Below are 18,093 nucleotides of genomic sequence, written 5' to 3' on the forward strand. Positions count from 1 at the left end.
GTACACGCCTGCGCAATCAACTGACATCAACACTTCCTGTTCCGCATCGACACGAATACGATCGCCGCAGACAAGGCCGCCACGATCGATGCGCCCGCAAACGCGCGCGCAAAGCCTTCGCCATAACTCGACCGTGCGATATGAACGAGTACATCCAACGATGCCGGCGGATAAAGCGCGAACGCACGCGAGAAGTCTCCCGCCATCACGCGCTCGATAAAACCTTGCATGACGGGTACATGCGCCTGTGTCATCTGCGCCGTCAGCGCGGAACGCACGCCTTCTGCCAGCACGGCACCCAGCCCCGAGAAGCCGAGCAGAATGCCCGTGAAGCGCGAGGTCGTGCTGATGCCGGACGCCATGCCCGCGCGCTCGCGCGGCACCGTGCCCATGATTGCCTTCTGCGTCTCGCCGTTCAGCAGGCCACCGCCGCTGCCGAGCAACGCCATCGCGCCGATCAACCATGCGTGACTGGCGCTGCGTGCGGCGACCATCATCGCGAGATTGCCGCATGCCACCACCGCAAGACCGAGCGTGAGAATCTGGCGCGAGTCCAGGAACGCCGCGAGCTTGCGACCTAGCTGAGGCAAGATCAGCATCGCCAGCGCGAACGGCAGCATGCCCGCGCCCGCGAGCAGCGCGCTTTCTCCACGCGCGTTTTGCAAAAACAACGGCAATAGCGAAGCCATGACCTGCGCCGACGACGCGTAAGCAAACATCGCGACGATCGCGCCGACGAACGGCAGCGAGCGGAACAGCGCCAGATCGAGCATCGGATGTGCGCGCCTGCTCTCCACCCACACGAACAACGCGAAAAGGATCACGCCGGCACACGCGCGGGACAGCGCCTGCATGCTCAGCCATCCGCGCTCAGGTCCAAGAATCAGCGCCCACGTCAGCGAGAACATCGCCGCGGCGAACAGCGCGATACCGGGCAGATCGAGCGATCGCGGCGTCGGATCGCGCGATTCGTCGACGATCCGCACGACGCCCGTCGCCAGCAGCGCGCAGATCGGCACGTTGATCGCGAATGCCCAGCGCCAGCCGAGCCACGCGCTGATCACACCGCCGATCAGCGGCGAGAGGACCATCGTCAGCCCCATGATGCCGCCCCACACCGCCCAGGCGCGCGCGCGTTCGCGCTCGTCATGAAACGCGTGGCCGATGATGGCGAGCGCCGGTGCGAGCAGGAAGGCCGCGCCGACGCCTTGCGCAGCTCGCGCGATATACAGCAGCCCGGCCGTCGGCGCAAGGCCGCAGGCGAGCGACGCGGCCGCGAACAGCGCTATGCCCGTCAGAAATACGCGCTTGCGCCCGAAGCGGTCAGCAAGCGAGCCGGCGGGCAAAAGCAGCGCCGCGAAGCACAACACATACGCACTGATCACCCATTCGATATCGGCAAAAGAAGCGTTGAGATCTCGCGCGATAGTGGGCAGAACGATGCCGACCACGTTGGTGTCGAGCACCGTCATCGCGCAACCCATCGAGGCGATGAGCAGCAGCGGCGTGCCGCGAGAGACGGAACGGGAGGCGGTAATCGAACTCATCGGACGGACCCGGCGGAGAACTTGCGGAAAGGAAGGCTGTATTCCACCAGCTTTCTCTATTCCGTTCATTGCCCATCGTGTTCAATATAATTAGGTTTTACCTAATACAGGGAATGGTCGCGTTATGGAGCTGAGGCATCTGCGTTATTTCATCGCCGTCGCCGAGCGACTGCATTTCGCGCAGGCCGCAGAAGCACTCGGCATCGCGCCGCCTACGCTCACTGTGCAGATTCAGGAGATGGAGCGCGCGTTGCAGGCACAGCTGTTTCGCCGCACGCGGCGCTCGGTTGTGCTGACGCCCGCCGGCGAAGCGTTTCTCGCCGAAGCACGCGAGACCGTCGCGCAGTTCGAGCGGGCGTTGCATGTCGGCCAGCGCGCCGGGCGCGGCGAGCTGGGGCGTATTCATATCGGCTATGTCGGCTCGGCGGCTTTTTCGGGCATCTTGCAGAAGCAATTGCGCGCGTTCCGTAAAGCCAGGCCGCACGTGCTGGTGCAAGCCGCCGAGTACCCGATGGGCGAACTGCCCGCACTGCTGGAGGAAGGCCGCGTCGACGTCGCGTTCGTGCGGTTGCCAGTGGATCTGCCGCCGTCGCTGCGCGCGCACGTGCTGGTACGCGACGCGTTTTGCGCGGCGCTGCCTGCAGAGCATCCGCTGGCGGCTGCCGCAGGGCCGATCAAGGCGCGCGCGCTGGCGGGCGAGAGTTTCGTCGTGCCGGAGCAGGAACGGGGCACGCGGGAAGTCGCCCGGCGCGGCCGGTTCAACCCGCGCATCGTCAGCGCGCCCGGCACGCTGCTGGCCGTGCTGACCCAGGTTTCCGTCGGCGTAGGCGTCGCCATCGTGCCAAATGTGCTGACGCGGGTCGTCAATCTCCCCAATGTCGTCTTCAAAACGCTGGCAGGCGAGCCGATCGCATCCGAGGTTGCGGCCGTTTTCCGCAAATTCGAACAATCGCCCGCGACGAAAAAGCTCATCGCGCAGATGACGGGCGCGCCGGATCAGTAGTTTCCCGGCTTTTGCGCCTTTCACGGCCTATCATGTGAGAACGATCCCGATTCCCGGCGTTCCTCGCCCCCAGCGGTTGGTTACAAGTTGGACTGGATCGTTCCTTGCTGCGCAGCACCGAAGCGAGCGCCTCATCTCGCGCCGCCTGGCCCTGGACCGCGAAAACATCCGCCGGGAAGCCGGCGCTAGCGAGCGTTCGTGAATTTCATCTGGCACTCACGGAGAAATCAAATGACCATCGAATTCACCAGCCGCCGGCACGTCGTGGCCGCATCGCGAGTCGCATTCGAAGCGACCGTCGAAGGAAAAGAGGTATGGTGCAGCGTATCAATCGACGCCCTGAACAGCCACTTCGGCAATACAGGTACGTCGTCGCACGATCTGATCACGACATTCGAGGGTAATCGCAAGACAATCGAGGACGCAGCGCGCCGCGTGCTGCAACGAAACGGGGGGCAGTCGGTCGAACTCGAGACGCTCGACTTTCACTAGGCTCATTGAGAAGCGAGCGCGCGCCGGCAAGCAAGGACGGCGCGCGCGGTGCCGCCGGAATCGGGCGGCACCTGTCTATGAACCATTGAGCGCGAAATGGCTCGCGCATAAAAAAAATGCAGTGCAGCCGGCCTTGCGCATTCGCCAATAAAGTCGGCAAATGCAGGTCGGAAAATGCGGTTCGGCAAAAGCATACCGGCTTCGCCACCAGGCAAAGGTTCTTTTGCCGACAAAGAAGCGAGAACGCCGTCTCGCCCCTTCTGATTCTTCTCGCCGCTCTTACGCGCGCGTTTTTCTTCCGGCCTTTTTGGCGCCAACCTTCTTTCGCGCAACGCCATTCATACCCGCCGCTTTTGCACCGTCGACCAGGAACTTGCTACGGTCCTTTTCGCCAGCCAGCCATGCCGGTGCAGGGCCACGGCCGCTCCATGTCGCGCCCGTTTCGGGGTGACGATATTTCGCCGGCTGCGGTCCCTTTGGCTGGCCATTGCCCGTGCCGTGCTTCACGGCGACGCGCGTCGCGGCCGGGGCGGATGCACCCGCCACCAGGTACTTCGAACGGTCTTTCACGGTGGCGATCCACGCAGGCGCACGGCCATGCCCCGTCCAGGTTGCACCCGTTTTCGGATTGGCGTATTTGGCTACGCCTTTGTTTTGCACGCCTGCCGACTTCAGCGAAGGACGGCCACGCTTTTTGCCTCCCAGATGCGCGTCGATATCAGCCGTGGTCAGATTGTGCTTTGCCATCAGTGCGCGAATACCTTCGAGCGCCGCCGTCGACTTTTTCGACGCAATGGCTTCCGCCTGGGCCTGAAGCTTTTTTATCTTTGCCTGAAGTGCCTCGAGTGTAGCCATATTGAAACTCCTGATTGAAGATACCGGCACTATGCCATGGACCGGTCATATATGGCTAGAGTTCATCTATTACATGAAAAGACACGCGCGCGACGTTGTACTGCCTGATTGTCCGAGAGTGTCCAATCGAGGCCCCAATTGCCAGGATTCATCTGGTGTACGACAAATGTCAATTGGCTTGCATCGATGTTGACTGTCCAATTACTCACGCTATCCATAAGACTTTTAAAACCCCACGTCCGAAAGCGCTGACACGCCACTCGGAATTAGGGCGTTGCGCTTCGAGCGAACAATGGGACTGATTCGATGCAGCACGCAATAAATTCACATTCACTACTTCTTTTTTCCAATTTGCCTCAATACCAGGCGGCCGGAGTGAATAGTGAATGTGAAAAGGCCGAAGCCAGTACATGACAGGCTTCGGCCTCGTGGTGGACTCAGAACTGGCGGCAGTCAGCAAATCTGCATGCGCCGTCCCGCCAACAACTGTTAATGGTGCGAGAACGTGATGCCATTCGCATCGGCGCGCACGCCGGCGTCCGATACGCCATTCGGCACGCCACCCAATCCGCTTTGCTGGGCCGACGCAGCCTGTTCTGCGGCCAAACGTGCTTCAGCAGCCTGAATATGCGTGGGATAGCTGTTGCGATCGTCGAGCGGGCTGTAACCGACGTTATGCAATTGCACGAGTTCTTCGCGCACCTGTGCGCGCGTCACGGCTTGATTGCTCTGCGCGAATGCAGCCAGAGGGGCGCTGACAAGAGCGGCGACGATAACGAATTGACCGAGCGATTTCATGGCGACTACCTCCGGATCTCTCTGTTGGGTTGCGCGAGAACAGATGTTCTGCAACCGTTGAACAGAGTGTAGAAGCGCGACCGCCGCCGATAAATACGTGAGGCTTGAATAGATCTTTCAAGGAATTGCTACAATCCGCGCGGCATGAAACGCCCTGCGCGCCCCCGGCCCGGCCGTCCGTCCATGCCGCGCAAAGCCCGTCAGCTGGCCAGCTTGCGGAACGTATCGAGCACTGCATCGCCCTTGAACGGCTTCACAATCCAGCCTTTCACGCCCGCCGCCTTGCCGCGCTCTTTCATTGCAGGGCTGCTTTCCGTCGTCAGCATGATGATGTTGACGCTCGCATTGGCCAGTTCGCCACGAATCTTTTCGGCCATCGTCAGGCCGTCCATATTCGGCATGTTGACGTCGCTGACCACGAGACGGATGCCGGGCGACGCCTTCAGCTTCGCGAGCCCGTCCTTGCCGTCCACCGCCGTGTCGACATCGAGACCATTCTTCCTCAGAAAACCTGCGACCTCGTCGCGCACCGTGCTCGAATCGTCCACTACCAGAACCTTCGCCATTACTTACCCCATCGCGCCTTTCATGCGGCGCATTGATTGAAAATGTGCTCTCTGCGCTACTCAAAAGCATTCAAAAGAGTTCGAGTTCACCCGTGCTCTCCTCAGCTTCGTTGACATACGCGACGAAGTCGACGGGCGAACTCGCGCACATGCACAGCGTCGCGCCCAGTTGTACGTTTGCGCCGATGCTCACGCGAAAAGTCGCGAGATAGCCGGGCTTCAACTCCGTCAGATGCGGCAAGCAAGCGCCATTCAGCTGATAAGGCGTCGACATCCCGAGATCTGGAAAGAACTCGACCAATTGCTGATTGATCGCGCCGCAACACAGATTACCGACTTCCATTAGCGCTTCCGCCAATGAGCGCTCTTCCGCGTCGCGCAGATAGTAGTCGCGCGTCGCCTCGTCATCGTTGAAATGCAGTACGAGCAGAAAGCGGAATGCGATCGATGAAATGGTCAGAACGACGATATGGCTCGCCAGCGCGGTATTGGCCTGCTGCGCGTCGAGTGCCGTGATTTCGCATGCGTCGCTGGAATTGCCAGGCAATCGGGTGCGCGCGGAATGCAAGAAGATCCGCTCGATACTCTCTTTCGCTTGCTGACTGATCACGTCTTCGCCTGCTCTAACCGGGATTGAATCTGACCGGCAAGCGCCTCGACGCTCGCCAGCGAGGCCGCAATCATCTTGCCGCCCGCCTGAATGTCCTGAAACGTCGCCGTCGTGATCAGGTCATTGCGGTTCAGGCTGTCGTGATAGCTCTTCGACAGTTCCTGCGAGCGCGCCGCGAGGGCGCGCACTTCGCTTGCGACGATCGAGAAGCCGCGCCCCGCCGCGCCCGCGCGCGCCGCTTCGATCGACGCATTCAGCGACACGATCAGCACGTGTCGCACGATCGACGACAGCTCATTGTTCTTCGCGTGCATGTCGTGGTTCTGCGCCATCAGCGAAATCATCTGCTCGTGCCAGCGCTCGAACGTGGCGGACAGATGGCGCAGGCGCCCCGCTTCCGTGGAAAGGCGCGTCGCCTGCTGCAGCCATTCGTCCTTTTGCAGATGCAGCGCGTTCAGTGCTTCGCGCGCTTCGTCTGCCGACACCGATTGTTGCGCGAGATCGCTGCGCAGCGTATCGACGAGCGCGTGCAGTTCGCGCGCCTGCTGCTCGTGCTGCCGGACCTCGGCGGCATGGCGCGCTTCGGCCAGCGCGAGCACGGTGTTCTGCGAGTCGAGCGCGGTCTGCTGTTGCGCAGCCGCCCGCCTCCTGTACCACCACCGATGCACGAACAAACCTGCCAGTGCGCCCCACGCGACACCCGCGAGAGCAGCCGCAATCACATACTGATCAACCACAAGGTATCCCCGTCGCGCTATTCGGAATGTGCATTTGCCTGAATCGAGCTCACTGTTTGCGCGGCGTCATGCATCGACGTGCCGACGCTATCGACAGCGCAGTTCTCCGGCAGATAGACGATCGTCTGGAACTGGCGGAAGTCGGCGCCCCCGCGATCGTCGGTGAAGCGCAACTCGATGCGCCCGCCCTCGCGCCGAATGAAATCGCGCACGGCATCCATGCCGACACCGCGGCCCGACACTTCCGTCACGTTCTGCGCAGTCGAGAAGCCCGGACGGAAGATGAATTCCGCCACCGCTTCGTCGCTCAACTGCGAATCGGGCTGAAGCCAGCCGCGATCAGCCGCGATGCCGCGAATGCGCGACAGCGCGAGACCGCGTCCATCGTCGCTCAACGTGATCTGCAACGCGCCTTCGGCGACGCCCACTTCGATATCGATCACGCCCGCTTCCGGCTTGCCGAGCGCGGCACGCTGCGCGGGGGGCTCGATGCCGTGATCGACGGAATTGCGCAACAGGTGCATGAACGCGTTCTTGAGCATGCTGCCCGCCTGCGTGCGAACGCGATAGCCGTTGTCGTCGATACGCACGGCGGGCACAGCCTTGCCGAGCTCGGCGGCCAGCGAGGGCAACGAATGCAGCACGCCGGCGAGCGCCTCTTCGACTTTCTCCGTGCCGAGCAGGCGCAATGTTCTGCGCACCGCATCGCGCGCCGACAGCAGCGCGAGTGTGTCGGCCGGGTTCGCCGCATCGAGCAGGCGCAAGCTTTCCTGGATATGCTCGCGATCGACCATCAGATAACGTTCGGCGCTGCCGACCCGGCCCGCCTTGCGTCTGCCGAGGCTCACTTCATTGATCGTCGCGTAGTGCTGCAACGCCTCTTTCACCCGCGCCAGTTCGGCAATGAGTTGCTCCTGATCCCACTCATGCGCGGCCTCGGGTTGGCGCAGTGCGTCGTAACGCTGCTCGGTTTCGTGCACGATGCTAGTCAGATGCTGCAGGCTGTAGGTCCGCGCATTGCCCTTGATCGTATGCATGTTGCGGAACAGCTCGGCGACAGCCGGCTCGTTGACCTGCGCATGCTGACGGATGATGCGTTCGTTCTCGTTGATGAAGCCCGTAGCACTATCAACGAAATGGTGGAACTTCTCCTCGCTCACCGCGAGAATTTCGCCGATCATTTCGAGGCGGCGCTTCTGTTCGCCCGCTTCGGCGGCAAGCTGGCGCAACTCGGTTACGTCTCGCACGCACAGCATCAGGCGCATGACCGTGTCGCTCTCGTCGGTGATCGCGGACCAGCTCAGATCGAGCGTCTTCACGCGGCCATCAGGCATCTTGCGCGTCAATTCATTGACGAGCAGATGCTGGTTGAACTCGAAATTGATGCTGTCTTCGCCGATGCACGCCAGCACGGCCGCTTCGACTTGCGACACGGTATCCGAGCCCAGCTCGCTGTCGCCGAATACGAGGTCCATCAGCGCACGCCCGGCGATATCCTTCGTTTCGAAGATCTCTTCCAGATAGGCCGAGTACTCCGAGTGAATCTTCGCGTCTTCGACAACCGTCAGAATGCCCTGCTGCATGTTCTGCAACATGGCCTGAATGTCGGCCGTCTTCTGCTTCAGTTGCGCGGAGCTTTGCTGGATCTTTTCGATCATGCCGTTGAACGCGACGATCGAATGACCGATCTCATCCATGCGGCCGACGGGCACGCGGCGCGTGAAGTCCTGGCTCGATGCGATCTCGCTCATCATCTCCTGCATGCGAGAGAGCGGCCGCGTGATCTGCCGGTATAGCAGCAGGCCAATGGCGATCAGTACCAGAATCGCCGCGCCCGACGCGCTGCCAATCGCCGTCGTAGTCGTCGCGAGGCCCGTATTCAGCGCGTCGATAGCTTCGTCTTTCTGGCGGTTCTTTTCGATGCGCAACGTTTCGACGATGCCTTCGAGTTCGTCGCGGTACTGTGCGACGTTCGCGAACAGATAGGCTTGCGCGAGATCGTTCTTGCCTTCCGCCTTCATTTTCGCGGTGTCGTTGATGGCCGAAAAGTAGTTGGCGAGGCTGTCGCGCGCCTGCGTGACGAGCCCTTCCTGCGCGTGGCTCGCGGCTGCTTTGGCCTGCACGTCGAGTGCTTCGCGCAGCGATTTCTCTTTCGCCGCGAGTTCTTTTTGCGCCTGCTCGACCATGTTCGCGTCGGGCGAATAGACGAGCGTCATCGTCGCGAGCTGCACGTCCTTGAGCTGCGAAACGAGATCGGCCGAAGCCAGCGCGCTCGGCACGACGCCCTGCGTCACTTGCCGGACGTCCGCGGCACTGCCGCGAGTCCGATAGACAGCGTATCCACCGATCGCCGACAAGGCGACCAGCATCGACACCACCAGTAGAGTGATGCGGTGACGGATGGTCATGTGGTATTCCCCGTGGTCTGTCACTGCCAGGAAGCAGTGCTGCCCGCTCTGAATGTGTCGATTTGACGGGCGACGGGATTATTGTCGGCGGGTCATGACGAAGCTGTGACCACCGCGCATTCTTCTGGGGATTAAAAGACGCAATAGAACATCGATTCAAATGGCACTAAAGTTCTCGCGCGCTTTGCCGTTAACCGCCTCGCGCCAGTTTCGATGCGACTGTGTCAACCCGTGACCAATGGCTGCGCGGCAGGCTCTACCGGACCGGCATTGAGCCGCTCGTATTCGGCGATCAATTGCGCGCCGAACAGCATCAGCGTCGCCAGCGCTTCGAGGCTGAACAGCACGACGATGGCCGTCGTCAGCGATCCATACACGACACTCACTTGCGATAACGTCGCGAAGTACCACACCAGCACCCGCCGCGTGACTTCCCACAGCACAGCGGCCGCGACCGCCCCGAACAGCGCGTGCCGCAGCGTCGTACGTCCCGCGGGTATCACCAGATAGATGGCTGTCAGCACGAAAATCTCGCCGGCAAGACCGAACAGATACAGCACGATGCGCGTCGCGCCCGTTAGCGAAACGGTGTGACCGAACAGCACGATGCTGTCGCTCGCGACGGCCTGCAGACTACTCGACACGAGCGTCACGAGCAGTACGCCAATCCCCAGCGAAAGACTGAACAGATAAGGCAGGATGGCCGACAGCAGAAAATGCCTGCGCCGGATCGCAACACGATGCACGAAGATGATCGACAGCGCATTCTCCAGCACCGTGAAAGCGAGCGAACTGAAGAAGATCATCGTGAGGACGAGAAACCAGCCGATCACCGTGCGGTGCGCGAGAAAGTTGGCAAGCTCCCTGACGATCGCGCGCGACTGTCCCGGCACCAGCCATTCGAGAAGACGGGCAAGCGTATCCAGCAGCAGCTTTTCGCCGACGAAATGGCTGAACGCGATGGCGACCAGAATCAGAAGCGGCACGATGGAAAGCAACGCGTAATAGGCGATCGCGCCCGCGAGCAACAGCCCCTGGTTCTTGCGGAACGCCTTGACCACCTGCAACGCGAAGCGCGCGGGATGCGTCGCGACGAAATGCAGCGCGCGATTGTGCGTCCTGTTCAGTTCAACCTCCGCTCGCGTAATTGCGGCCGGACCCTGGAATCACCGGAGCAAGTGGCGGTCCTGAAGGCTTCGAGATCACGCGTCGGTCGATCATTTGCTCATTCGATGAACAAAAGATGTTAATCGCTGGGTTCGCTCACTCCTGATTTACCCCAATTCCGCGCTCTCGCCGCGGGCCTTCCTTATAAGCCGAAAGCCTTTCCCATCAAGGAGTTGCAGGTATTGACGCGACTTTCCACAGCCGCACCGCAGCAAAACCCAGCCTTGATTTTCGAGACGCTCGCTGCTGTACTAACTAAAACAACTTGATTTAGTAAGGCCCGCGTTTCCGGCGCATCCAAAGTCCGGTGAACGCGCAAGAAGGCGCGATCAGCGCACCGCCAGCAACTGGATCACCGCTGATCACAACGTCGTTGTCAATCATCCGGAGGAGCGTCCCATGAACCCGATTTCCCGCAGGCAACTGCGCCGCGCGTCTCGCACGCAACCCGTCGTCAAGGGCATCGCCGCTGCGTGCGTCGCCGCGTCTGCGCTATGGTGCGCAAGCGCCAGTCTCGCGGCCGATCAGCCCGTCGTCGGCCTGATCACGAAGACCGACACCAACCCGTTCTTCGTCAAGATGAAACAAGGCGCGGAATCCGCCGCGCAGAAAGACGGCGCGAAGCTGCTGACAGCCGCCGGCAAGTTCGACGGCGACAACGCGGCGCAGGTCACGGCCATCGAGAACATGATCACCGCGGGCGCAAAGGCGATCCTCATCACGCCGAGCGACACGAAGGCGATCGTGCCGAGCATCAAGAAGGCACGCGCGGCAGGCGCGCTGGTGATCGCGCTCGATACGCCGACCGACCCGCAGGACGCCACCGACGCCCTGTTCGCCACCGACAACTTCAAGGCAGGCGTGCTGATCGGCCAGTATGCGAAGACCGCGCTCGGCGGCAAGCCCGCGAAGATAGCGACGCTCGATCTCGCGCCCGGCGTTTCCGTCGGCGTGCTGCGTCACAACGGCTTTTTGCAGGGCTTCGGCGTGAAGGAAGGCGATCCGGCTATCGTCTGCAGCCAGGACACGCGCGGCGACCAGGCAAAGGGCCAGACGGCGATGGAAAACTGCCTGCAAAAAGCGCCCGACATCAATGTCGTCTACACGATCAACGAACCGGCCGCAGCCGGCGCGTATCGCGCGCTGAAGGCCGCGGGCAAGGACAAGAGCGTGATGATCGTCTCGATCGACGGCGGCTGTGAAGGCGTGCGCAACGTGAAGGCGGGCGCCATTGCCGCGACCTCGCAGCAGTATCCGTTGAAGATGGCCGAGCTCGGCGTGCAGGCAGGCGTCGACTACGCGAAGACAGGCAAGAAGGTCTCCGGCTATCACGACACGGGCGTCACGCTGATCACCGACAAGCCGCAAGGCGGTGTCGACAGCAAGGATACGAAGTTCGGCCTCGATAACTGTTGGGGCAACAAGTAGGCACGCAGTCAACGCGCAGTAACTGAGCCGTAACTGAGCAGTCACGGAGGCGCGCACGGCGCGCGTCTTCCGCAAGTTCTCCAGCGTGAGCGTGGCGTACGTGTACCGCGCGCAGGCCACGCATTGCTTCGAAGGAAACATATCATGTCGACTCCCACCGCCCCCGCTCACACCCATCGCCGGTTTGCGGATCATCTGCCATCGCTTGCCGAAGCCGGGCCGCTCGTCGCGCTCGTGCTAGCGTGCATCTTTTTCATCTCGCAGAGCGACCGCTTTCTGTCGTTCCAGAACCTGTCGCTCATCATGCAGCAGACCATGGTGGTCGCCGTGATCGCCATCGGTCAAACCCTGATCGTGCTGACGGGCGGCATCGATCTGTCGTGCGGGATGTTGATGGCGTTCGGCTCGATCGTGATGACGAAATTCGCCGTCGTGATGGGCGTGCCGCCCGTCATCGCGATTGCCTGCGGCGTCGGCGCGAGCATGCTGTTCGGCCTGCTCAACGGCGTGCTGATCACGCGCATCAAGCTGCCCGCGTTCATCGTCACGCTCGGCACGTTGAATATCGCCTTCGCGGCCACGCAGCTTTATTCGAACGCGGAGAGCGTGTCGAATCTGCCCGACGCGATGATGTTCTTCGGCAACACCTTCAACCTCGGGCCGGCCACCGTCACCTACGGCACCGTGCTCACACTGCTGATGTATCTCGGGACATGGTTCGTATTGCGCGACACGGTGCCCGGACGTCACCTCTACGCGCTCGGCAATAACCCGGAAGCCGCACGCCTGATGGGTCTTTCCGCGCAACGCATCCTGATCACGGTGTACACGCTGGCGGGCGCGCTCTACGGCATCGCCGCGCTGCTGTCCGTGTCGCGCACGGGCGTCGGCGATCCGCAAGCAGGACAAACCGAGAACCTCGACAGCATCACGGCAGTCGTGCTCGGCGGCACGAGTCTGTTCGGCGGGCGCGGCTCGATTGCGGGCACGCTGCTGGGCGCATTGATTGTCGGCGTGTTCCGCAATGGCTTGACCTTGATGGGTGTGTCGTCGGTGTACCAGGTGCTGATCACCGGCATTCTCGTGATTCTCGCCGTCGCCGCCGACAAGCTGTCGCGCCGTGGCGCACGTTGATCATTATTCGAAGGAGCCTGTGATGTCCACCACCCCCTCTTCCTCCAACGGCGCGACGCCCGTTCTGCAAGCGCGCGGTCTCATCAAGCGCTACGGCCAGGTCACCGCGCTCGACGGCTGCGACTTCGAAGTGATGCCCGGCGAAATCATGGCCGTGATCGGCGATAACGGCGCGGGCAAGTCATCGCTCATCAAGGCGCTCTCCGGCGCGCTCGTACCCGATGAAGGCGACCTGCTGCTCGACGGCAAATCCGTCAAGTTCCGCAGCCCGCTCGACGCGCGCCAGCAAGGCATCGAAACGGTTTATCAGGATCTCGCCGTGGCGCCCGCCATGAGCATCGCGGAGAACCTGTTCCTTGCGCGTGAACTGGTGAAGCCCGGCTGGCGCGGCAAGCTCTTCAAGATCATCGACAAGCGCCGCATGCTCGAAGAAGCGACCAATGCGATGAAAGACCTGCAGATCGGCATCCGCTCGATGCGCCAGGCCGTCGAAACGCTCTCGGGCGGTCAGCGCCAGGGCGTCGCGGTGGCGCGCAGCGCGGCCTTCGCGCGGCACGTCGTGATTCTCGACGAGCCGACCGCGGCACTCGGCGTGAAGGAAGGCAACATGGTGCTGGAGCTGATCCGGCGCGTGCGCGACCGTGGCCTGCCCGTCATTCTGATCAGTCACAACATGCCACATGTGTTCGAGATCGCGGACCGCATTCACATTCAGCGGCTCGGACGGCGCGCGGCGCTCGTGAACAAGAACGAGATCCACATGTCGGATGCCGTCGCGATCATGACGGGCGCGAAACAGGCCGACGTGCGGGCCATCGCATGACGAACCGACTCGCGTAACCGGACACAGCCGATGGATACGGGCACCCGCTCACCGCTCAAACGCACGGTCGGCTCGAACCAGGTCGGCATGCGGCAGTTCAACGAACGCATCGTGCTGCAGGCGATCCGTTTGCATGGACCACTGCCGAAGGCCGACGTGGGGCGGCTCACGCGTCTGTCGATGCAGACCGTGTCGATGATCGTCGAGCGATTGATCGACGACGGCCTGCTCGAAAAGCAGGCGCGCGTGCGCGGGCGCATCGGGCAGCCTTCCGTGCCCATCGCGTTGCGCGCGGAAGGCGCCTATACGATCGGCGTGAAGGTCGGACGGCGCAGCCTCGATGTGCTCGCGATGGATTTTCTCGGGCGTGTGTGCTGCCGCGAAGTGCAGGAGTACGCGTATCCCGATCCGCGCACGCTGTTCCCGGCGCTCGACAGCAAGCTCGCGCGCATCAACGAGGCTCTCGGCGCACGACGCGAGAAAGTGGTCGGCGTCGGCGTGGCGGCGCCGCTGTGGCTCGGCGGCTGGCGCGATTTTCTCGGCGCGCCGCGCGAAGCGCTCGACGCGTGGAACGACATCGACATCCGCGCGCGCATCGCGTCGATGACGGGCCTGCCCGTCGAGTTCGCGAAAGACACGACGGCCGCGTGCGCCGCCGAACTGGTGATGGGCCAGGGGCGCGGCATCCACAACTTTCTGTATCTGTTCCTCGGCACGTTCATCGGCGGCGGGCTGGTGATCGACGGACGCCTGCATGGCGGGCCGCACGACAACGCGGGCGCGGTCGGCTCGATACCCATCATGAGCGGCCAGCCGCGTCAGCCTGCGCAACAGCTGCTGCACGCGGCATCGGGCTTCGTACTCGAAAAACTGTTCGTCGATGCGGGCGCGCCCGCCACTGCCGCGCACGATCACCGCGCGTTGTCGCCGGATCTGTGGCGGCTCACCGAGCAATGGCTCGACACCGCGTGCCCTGCGATTGCGGGCGCATTGACGAACGCGGCGGCGCTGCTCGATCTCGAAGCGGTGGTGATAGACGGCGAAGTGGACCGGCAACTGGTGCGCGAAATCATTCGCCGCACGGAGCGCGTGCTCGACAAGTTCGAGTGGGAAGGCATCGTGCGGCCGCAATTGCTCGAAGGCACGATCGGCTCCGACGCGCGCGCGATGGGCGGCGCAATCCTGCCGCTCTACGCGCACTTCGCGCCGATGCACGAACTCTTTCTCAAGCCCGCGACCGACGTGAGCTATTGAACCTTCGGCACCGTGGTGACAGCGACTTTCGGCGTGTCTTTCGATGCAGGTTCGTCGAGCAGCGGCTGCAACTCGGGTGCCATGGACTTCAGCAATTGCACGGCGAGCGCGCTCGTGAAATCGTAGCGCTTCGCATACGGCTCATGCACGACAGCCGTCAGCGTGCCGAAGAAGCGGTCGCCGATCGCGAACACGAAGGTCGCCGTGCGATTGACCTTGCGCGACTCGATCAGCCTGCGTCCCTTCGCGTAGATGTTCAGGCGCTGATCGCCCGTCCCCGTCTTGCCGTAGACCTCCAGCGTCTTGCCGTTCGGAAACGTGATGCCGCCCGCCAGACGCCGCGCCGTGCCGCCCGCGACCACGTCGCGCAACAGCGTCTGCGCGACCCGCGCGATCTCCGGCGAGATGGCTTCCGTGGGCTGCGGCGTCGCGCGCACGAAACGCGTTTCATACGGCGTGCCCTTGGCGAACTCGAGTTCGGTCAGGCTTTGCGTCGGTGCCTGATTGCCCTTGTTCGCGATCACGCCCATCAGTTGCGCGAGCGCGGCGGGCCGGTCGCCCGACGCACCGATCGCGGCTGCATACGACGGCGTCAGATGCGAGAACGGATAGCCGAGCGCCTGCCACGACCTGCCGATCGCATCGTAAGCATGCTGCTCGACCATGCGGCGGATGCGCCGGTCCTGCGTCGCGTGATAGCGCGTCTTGAAGAGCCACTTGTACGAATCCGCGCGCACGTCGCGGCTCGCATCCATCACCTGGTTCGCGTTCGCGTCGGGATGCTCGCGCAGATAGTCGACGAGCCACAGCTCCAGCGGATGCACGCTCGAAATGTACGCGCGGTCGTTCAGATTGAACTTGTCGATGCCGTACTTCTCGTAGAGCTTCGCGAGCGCGTCGTCGGGCGGATTGGCTTTCGGCGTGTTCTTCAACGCGGCGCGCATCTGGTCGTTGAACCAGGCCTGCGGCGCGTCGGGCCGCACGCTGCGCAACACCGTCGCGATCTTCGGCGGCGACTTGCGCACGCCGCGCAGCAGGATCGCGAGCATCTCATCCTGCGTCTTGCCGTGATACTTCGTGTAGAAGCGGTTCATGTACACGCGGCTTTCCTGGTCGGCGAAGCGCGTCAGATACAGGTTGCGCGTAGCGGGATCGTCGAGCCATTGCGAGGACGGGCCGGACGTCCTGATCGTTTCGTAGTGGACGATGTCGCGCATCATCCGTACGAACACCAGATTCACCGAATGCTGGAATGCCTGATGCACGGTGAGAATGCGCGAGTTCTCGTCGGCCTCGAAGTTCGTGAAGGTCTGCGCGCCGCCGCCCGTGTAGAAGGTTTCGCCCGCATTGGCCGAGTACTTGCGCTCGACCGACGCATCGAGCATCGCGCCCAGCGAATGGTCCTTCGTGTGCATGAAGTAATCGACAGCCCAGCGGGTCAACGCGTCTTCGCGCTCGGGCTTCACGGCGCGCAGTTCTTCCACGCTCATCTGCCCATAGCGCGCATGCAGGTCCTGCATGATCTGCAGATACGTGATGATCGTGCGGAGCTTGGCCGTCGAACCGAGATTCAGGCGCGCGCCGGAGTTGATATCGAACGGACGGTTCACGCTGTCGGTCTGCACGCGCAGCAAATTCGCGCCATCGCGCTTTTCGAACAGCGTGAAGCTGAAGGCGATCTTCGACGGGTCGTCCTTCGGTTGCAGCATGTTGAAGCCATAGAGGCCAGCTGCCTGCGCGCCCTCTTTGGTCGTCGCAGCGGCAAGGCGGTCGTTGATGTCCTGCTGGACCTTGTTGTTCATCGTCGATGTGACGCGCAAGTCGAGCCGGTCGAGGTCGTACAGCGTCGACACACCAAGCGACGACAGCAGGTGCGTGCGCAGCGACGTCACCGCCTTGCGCTCGACGAACGAGCCTTCGGGCGGCGCAAGCTTCGCGCGCGTCAGCACGAGTTGTTGCGAGAGCGCGGCGTCGCGCAGTTGCGGGGTAATCACACCGTTCGCGGCAAACAGGCGCAGATAGCTTTCCGTCAGCGCATTGAGATCGTCGTTCTTGCGCAGCAGGAAGTGTGACGGCCCGCGCTGCGCGATCATCAGCGACAGCACCTGACGGAACGCGAGGCCCTGCCCGGCGAGATTGTCGGGCGTGGGCGGCGCTTTCAGCACGCGGTTGACTTCGGCGAAATCGCGGCCGTACCACGCCGTGAGTCCGTCGCCGATACCGTTGATCTCGCCGATGCCGGGCTGCGCGGCGAGCGGCACCGAGTTCAGGTAGCGCACGACGATCTGCTCGCGCGCAGGCATCGTGCGCGGGCCGTCGAGATACGCCCGCACCGACGCCGACGCGATCTGCCGCAGTTTCTCCTTCGGCGTCGCCGTGCGGCCGCCGGGCGAATGGCGGAACTTCTCGATCTGCGTGGCAAGCGTGCTGCCGCCGGGCTGCGCCTGGTTGTGATTGAAGACGCGCAGGCCCTGATCCATCAGCGCGCGGCTGAAGCGTCCCCAGTCGATGGCGGGATTGCGGTTCGGCTGGTCGGGGTCGAGCAGATGGCGGTCTTCGATGAACAGCAGCGCCGACACCACGAGCGGCGGCACTGACTCGAAATCGTCATACACGCGAGCGGGAAACTGCGAGCCGAACAGGCGCGTGCCCGTGGCGTCATACAGCATCAGTCCCGCCTGATCCTTTTCTTCGTAGGGAACGAACAGGCCGTCGTCGGCGAGCGATGCCATGCGTTCGGAATCGCGCGCCTGCGACGCAACGGAGAAACCGCGCTCTTTCAGACGGCGTTCGAATGCGGGCAGCAGCGCATAGCCGAGGCGGATGTCATAGGGGCCGTCGGTGGGAAAGCGGATGTTGTCGCTCGGACCTTCGGAGACGGTAAACCCGACGTCGCGCGTCAGTTCGGACAAGTAGCGCGCCTGCAACCGCGACGTGTCCATTTCGATCTGAACAAAGCGCACGCCGAGGGCGACGGCCACGAGAAACGAGGCGAAAAAGAGCCACTTGAACCACTTCCAGGCGGAGGTGGTGCCGATTGCGCGTAGCGGAAACCGTAGTGGCCGATTCATGGCGGCGTCTCCTTGCAGATGCCTGACCACACTAACCTCGACTATGTCAGTCTAACCCGTAACAACGGTTGTGAGGGTCAGGTGACGCATCGACTTGATCGGGTGAGTACGGCACGCAACACAGCCGTCAGGCGGGCGCGACGGGACGGCATCTTTTGCCGCATGCCGCCGCCTTTCGCGCCCGGATGGGTAAAGACGGC

16 protein-coding genes are annotated in these 18,093 nt (G+C 62.6%); 6 read left to right on the forward strand and 10 right to left on the reverse strand.

Annotated features, from left to right (window positions below):
• Window positions 1–26 precede the first annotated feature (26 nt).
• Complete coding sequence (locus tag C2L66_RS26050) at window positions 27–1,547, reverse strand: MFS transporter (RefSeq protein ID WP_060605601.1); 1,521 nt, start codon at window positions 1,545–1,547, stop codon at window positions 27–29.
• Window positions 1,548–1,671: 124 nt separating this feature from the next.
• Here C2L66_RS26050 and C2L66_RS26055 point away from each other — a divergent pair, with 124 nt between their 5' ends.
• Both C2L66_RS26055 and C2L66_RS26060 read left to right on the forward strand, forming a co-directional pair.
• The gene (locus C2L66_RS26055) at window positions 1,672–2,550 is read left to right on the forward strand and encodes a LysR substrate-binding domain-containing protein (RefSeq protein ID WP_054933813.1); all 879 of its coding nucleotides are present in this window, start codon (window positions 1,672–1,674) and stop codon (window positions 2,548–2,550) included.
• A 231-nt stretch (window positions 2,551–2,781) separates the two neighbouring features.
• On the forward strand, window positions 2,782–3,042 hold the full coding sequence (locus tag C2L66_RS26060) for a DUF1488 family protein (RefSeq protein ID WP_035996768.1): 261 nt from the start codon (window positions 2,782–2,784) through the stop codon (window positions 3,040–3,042).
• 2 nt (window positions 3,043–3,044) lie between these two features.
• Here the strand turns inward: C2L66_RS26060 and C2L66_RS41350 are convergent, their stop codons facing one another.
• The 8 genes from C2L66_RS41350 to C2L66_RS26095 all read right to left on the reverse strand — a co-directional run bounded on the left by C2L66_RS41350 (window position 3,045) and on the right by C2L66_RS26095 (window position 10,143).
• Complete coding sequence (locus tag C2L66_RS41350) at window positions 3,045–3,380, reverse strand: hypothetical protein (RefSeq protein ID WP_170117176.1); 336 nt, start codon at window positions 3,378–3,380, stop codon at window positions 3,045–3,047.
• The gene (locus C2L66_RS26065; RefSeq protein WP_060605599.1) at window positions 3,322–3,897 is read right to left on the reverse strand and encodes an H-NS family nucleoid-associated regulatory protein; all 576 of its coding nucleotides are present in this window, start codon (window positions 3,895–3,897) and stop codon (window positions 3,322–3,324) included. Before C2L66_RS26065 ends, C2L66_RS41350 begins: the two co-directional genes overlap by 59 nt.
• Before the next feature lie 489 nt (window positions 3,898–4,386).
• A complete protein-coding gene (locus C2L66_RS26070; protein ID WP_054933811.1) occupies window positions 4,387–4,695 on the reverse strand; it encodes a DUF4148 domain-containing protein in 309 nt (102 codons plus the stop codon).
• A 200-nt stretch (window positions 4,696–4,895) separates the two neighbouring features.
• Entirely contained in the window at window positions 4,896–5,261 is a 366-nt protein-coding gene (locus C2L66_RS26075; protein WP_054933810.1) for a response regulator, read from the reverse strand.
• A 70-nt stretch (window positions 5,262–5,331) separates the two neighbouring features.
• Window positions 5,332–5,871, reverse strand: a complete 540-nt coding sequence (locus C2L66_RS26080) for a hypothetical protein (RefSeq protein WP_060605596.1) — start codon at window positions 5,869–5,871, stop codon at window positions 5,332–5,334.
• Window positions 5,868–6,608 (reverse strand): methyl-accepting chemotaxis protein, encoded by a 741-nt coding sequence (locus C2L66_RS26085; protein ID WP_060605593.1) that lies wholly within the window; start codon window positions 6,606–6,608, stop codon window positions 5,868–5,870. Before C2L66_RS26085 ends, C2L66_RS26080 begins: the two co-directional genes overlap by 4 nt.
• Before the next feature lie 17 nt (window positions 6,609–6,625).
• Complete coding sequence (locus tag C2L66_RS26090; RefSeq protein ID WP_060605590.1) at window positions 6,626–9,016, reverse strand: HAMP domain-containing protein; 2,391 nt, start codon at window positions 9,014–9,016, stop codon at window positions 6,626–6,628.
• Window positions 9,017–9,240: 224 nt separating this feature from the next.
• The gene (locus tag C2L66_RS26095; protein WP_060605587.1) at window positions 9,241–10,143 is read right to left on the reverse strand and encodes a YihY/virulence factor BrkB family protein; all 903 of its coding nucleotides are present in this window, start codon (window positions 10,141–10,143) and stop codon (window positions 9,241–9,243) included.
• Window positions 10,144–10,582: 439 nt separating this feature from the next.
• Here C2L66_RS26095 and C2L66_RS26100 point away from each other — a divergent pair, with 439 nt between their 5' ends.
• The 4 genes from C2L66_RS26100 to C2L66_RS26115 all read left to right on the forward strand — a co-directional run bounded on the left by C2L66_RS26100 (window position 10,583) and on the right by C2L66_RS26115 (window position 14,822).
• Window positions 10,583–11,611 carry a sugar ABC transporter substrate-binding protein gene (locus C2L66_RS26100; protein WP_054933805.1) on the forward strand — a complete coding sequence of 343 codons (1,029 nt, stop codon included), beginning with the start codon at window positions 10,583–10,585 and terminating at the stop codon, window positions 11,609–11,611.
• 144 nt (window positions 11,612–11,755) lie between these two features.
• Window positions 11,756–12,745 (forward strand): ABC transporter permease, encoded by a 990-nt coding sequence (locus tag C2L66_RS26105; RefSeq protein ID WP_054933804.1) that lies wholly within the window; start codon window positions 11,756–11,758, stop codon window positions 12,743–12,745.
• 22 nt (window positions 12,746–12,767) lie between these two features.
• Window positions 12,768–13,568: an ATP-binding cassette domain-containing protein gene (locus C2L66_RS26110; protein WP_054933803.1), complete on the forward strand. Its 801-nt coding sequence runs from the start codon at window positions 12,768–12,770 to the stop codon at window positions 13,566–13,568.
• 30 nt (window positions 13,569–13,598) lie between these two features.
• Window positions 13,599–14,822, forward strand: coding sequence for an ROK family transcriptional regulator (locus tag C2L66_RS26115; RefSeq protein ID WP_054933802.1), 1,224 nt, complete (start codon window positions 13,599–13,601; stop codon window positions 14,820–14,822).
• Here the strand turns inward: C2L66_RS26115 and C2L66_RS26120 are convergent.
• Window positions 14,816–17,893 (reverse strand): transglycosylase domain-containing protein, encoded by a 3,078-nt coding sequence (locus tag C2L66_RS26120; RefSeq protein ID WP_054933801.1) that lies wholly within the window; start codon window positions 17,891–17,893, stop codon window positions 14,816–14,818. The genes C2L66_RS26115 and C2L66_RS26120 overlap by 7 nt on opposite strands.
• Window positions 17,894–18,093: the final 200 nt, after the last annotated feature.

Source organism: Paraburkholderia caribensis (assembly GCF_002902945.1).
GTDB lineage: Bacteria > Pseudomonadota > Gammaproteobacteria > Burkholderiales > Burkholderiaceae > Paraburkholderia > Paraburkholderia caribensis.

Bases quoted from the DNA above. Each gene is read 5' to 3' on its own strand.
- C2L66_RS26115 (WP_054933802.1), top strand. From the start codon at position 13,599: ATGGATACGGGCACCCGCTCACCGCTCAAACGCACGGTCGGCTCGAAC.
- C2L66_RS26050 (WP_060605601.1), bottom strand. From the start codon at position 1,547: ATGAGTTCGATTACCGCCTCCCGTTCCGTCTCTCGCGGCACGCCGCTG.
- C2L66_RS26105 (WP_054933804.1), top strand. From the start codon at position 11,756: ATGTCGACTCCCACCGCCCCCGCTCACACCCATCGCCGGTTTGCGGAT.
- C2L66_RS26110 (WP_054933803.1), top strand. From the start codon at position 12,768: ATGTCCACCACCCCCTCTTCCTCCAACGGCGCGACGCCCGTTCTGCAA.
- C2L66_RS26065 (WP_060605599.1), bottom strand. From the start codon at position 3,897: ATGGCTACACTCGAGGCACTTCAGGCAAAGATAAAAAAGCTTCAGGCC.
- C2L66_RS26060 (WP_035996768.1), top strand. From the start codon at position 2,782: ATGACCATCGAATTCACCAGCCGCCGGCACGTCGTGGCCGCATCGCGA.
- C2L66_RS26070 (WP_054933811.1), bottom strand. From the start codon at position 4,695: ATGAAATCGCTCGGTCAATTCGTTATCGTCGCCGCTCTTGTCAGCGCC.
- C2L66_RS26100 (WP_054933805.1), top strand. From the start codon at position 10,583: ATGAACCCGATTTCCCGCAGGCAACTGCGCCGCGCGTCTCGCACGCAA.
- C2L66_RS26075 (WP_054933810.1), bottom strand. From the start codon at position 5,261: ATGGCGAAGGTTCTGGTAGTGGACGATTCGAGCACGGTGCGCGACGAG.
- C2L66_RS26090 (WP_060605590.1), bottom strand. From the start codon at position 9,016: ATGACCATCCGTCACCGCATCACTCTACTGGTGGTGTCGATGCTGGTC.
- C2L66_RS26120 (WP_054933801.1), bottom strand. From the start codon at position 17,893: ATGAATCGGCCACTACGGTTTCCGCTACGCGCAATCGGCACCACCTCC.
- C2L66_RS41350 (WP_170117176.1), bottom strand. From the start codon at position 3,380: ATGGCGTTGCGCGAAAGAAGGTTGGCGCCAAAAAGGCCGGAAGAAAAA.
- C2L66_RS26055 (WP_054933813.1), top strand. From the start codon at position 1,672: ATGGAGCTGAGGCATCTGCGTTATTTCATCGCCGTCGCCGAGCGACTG.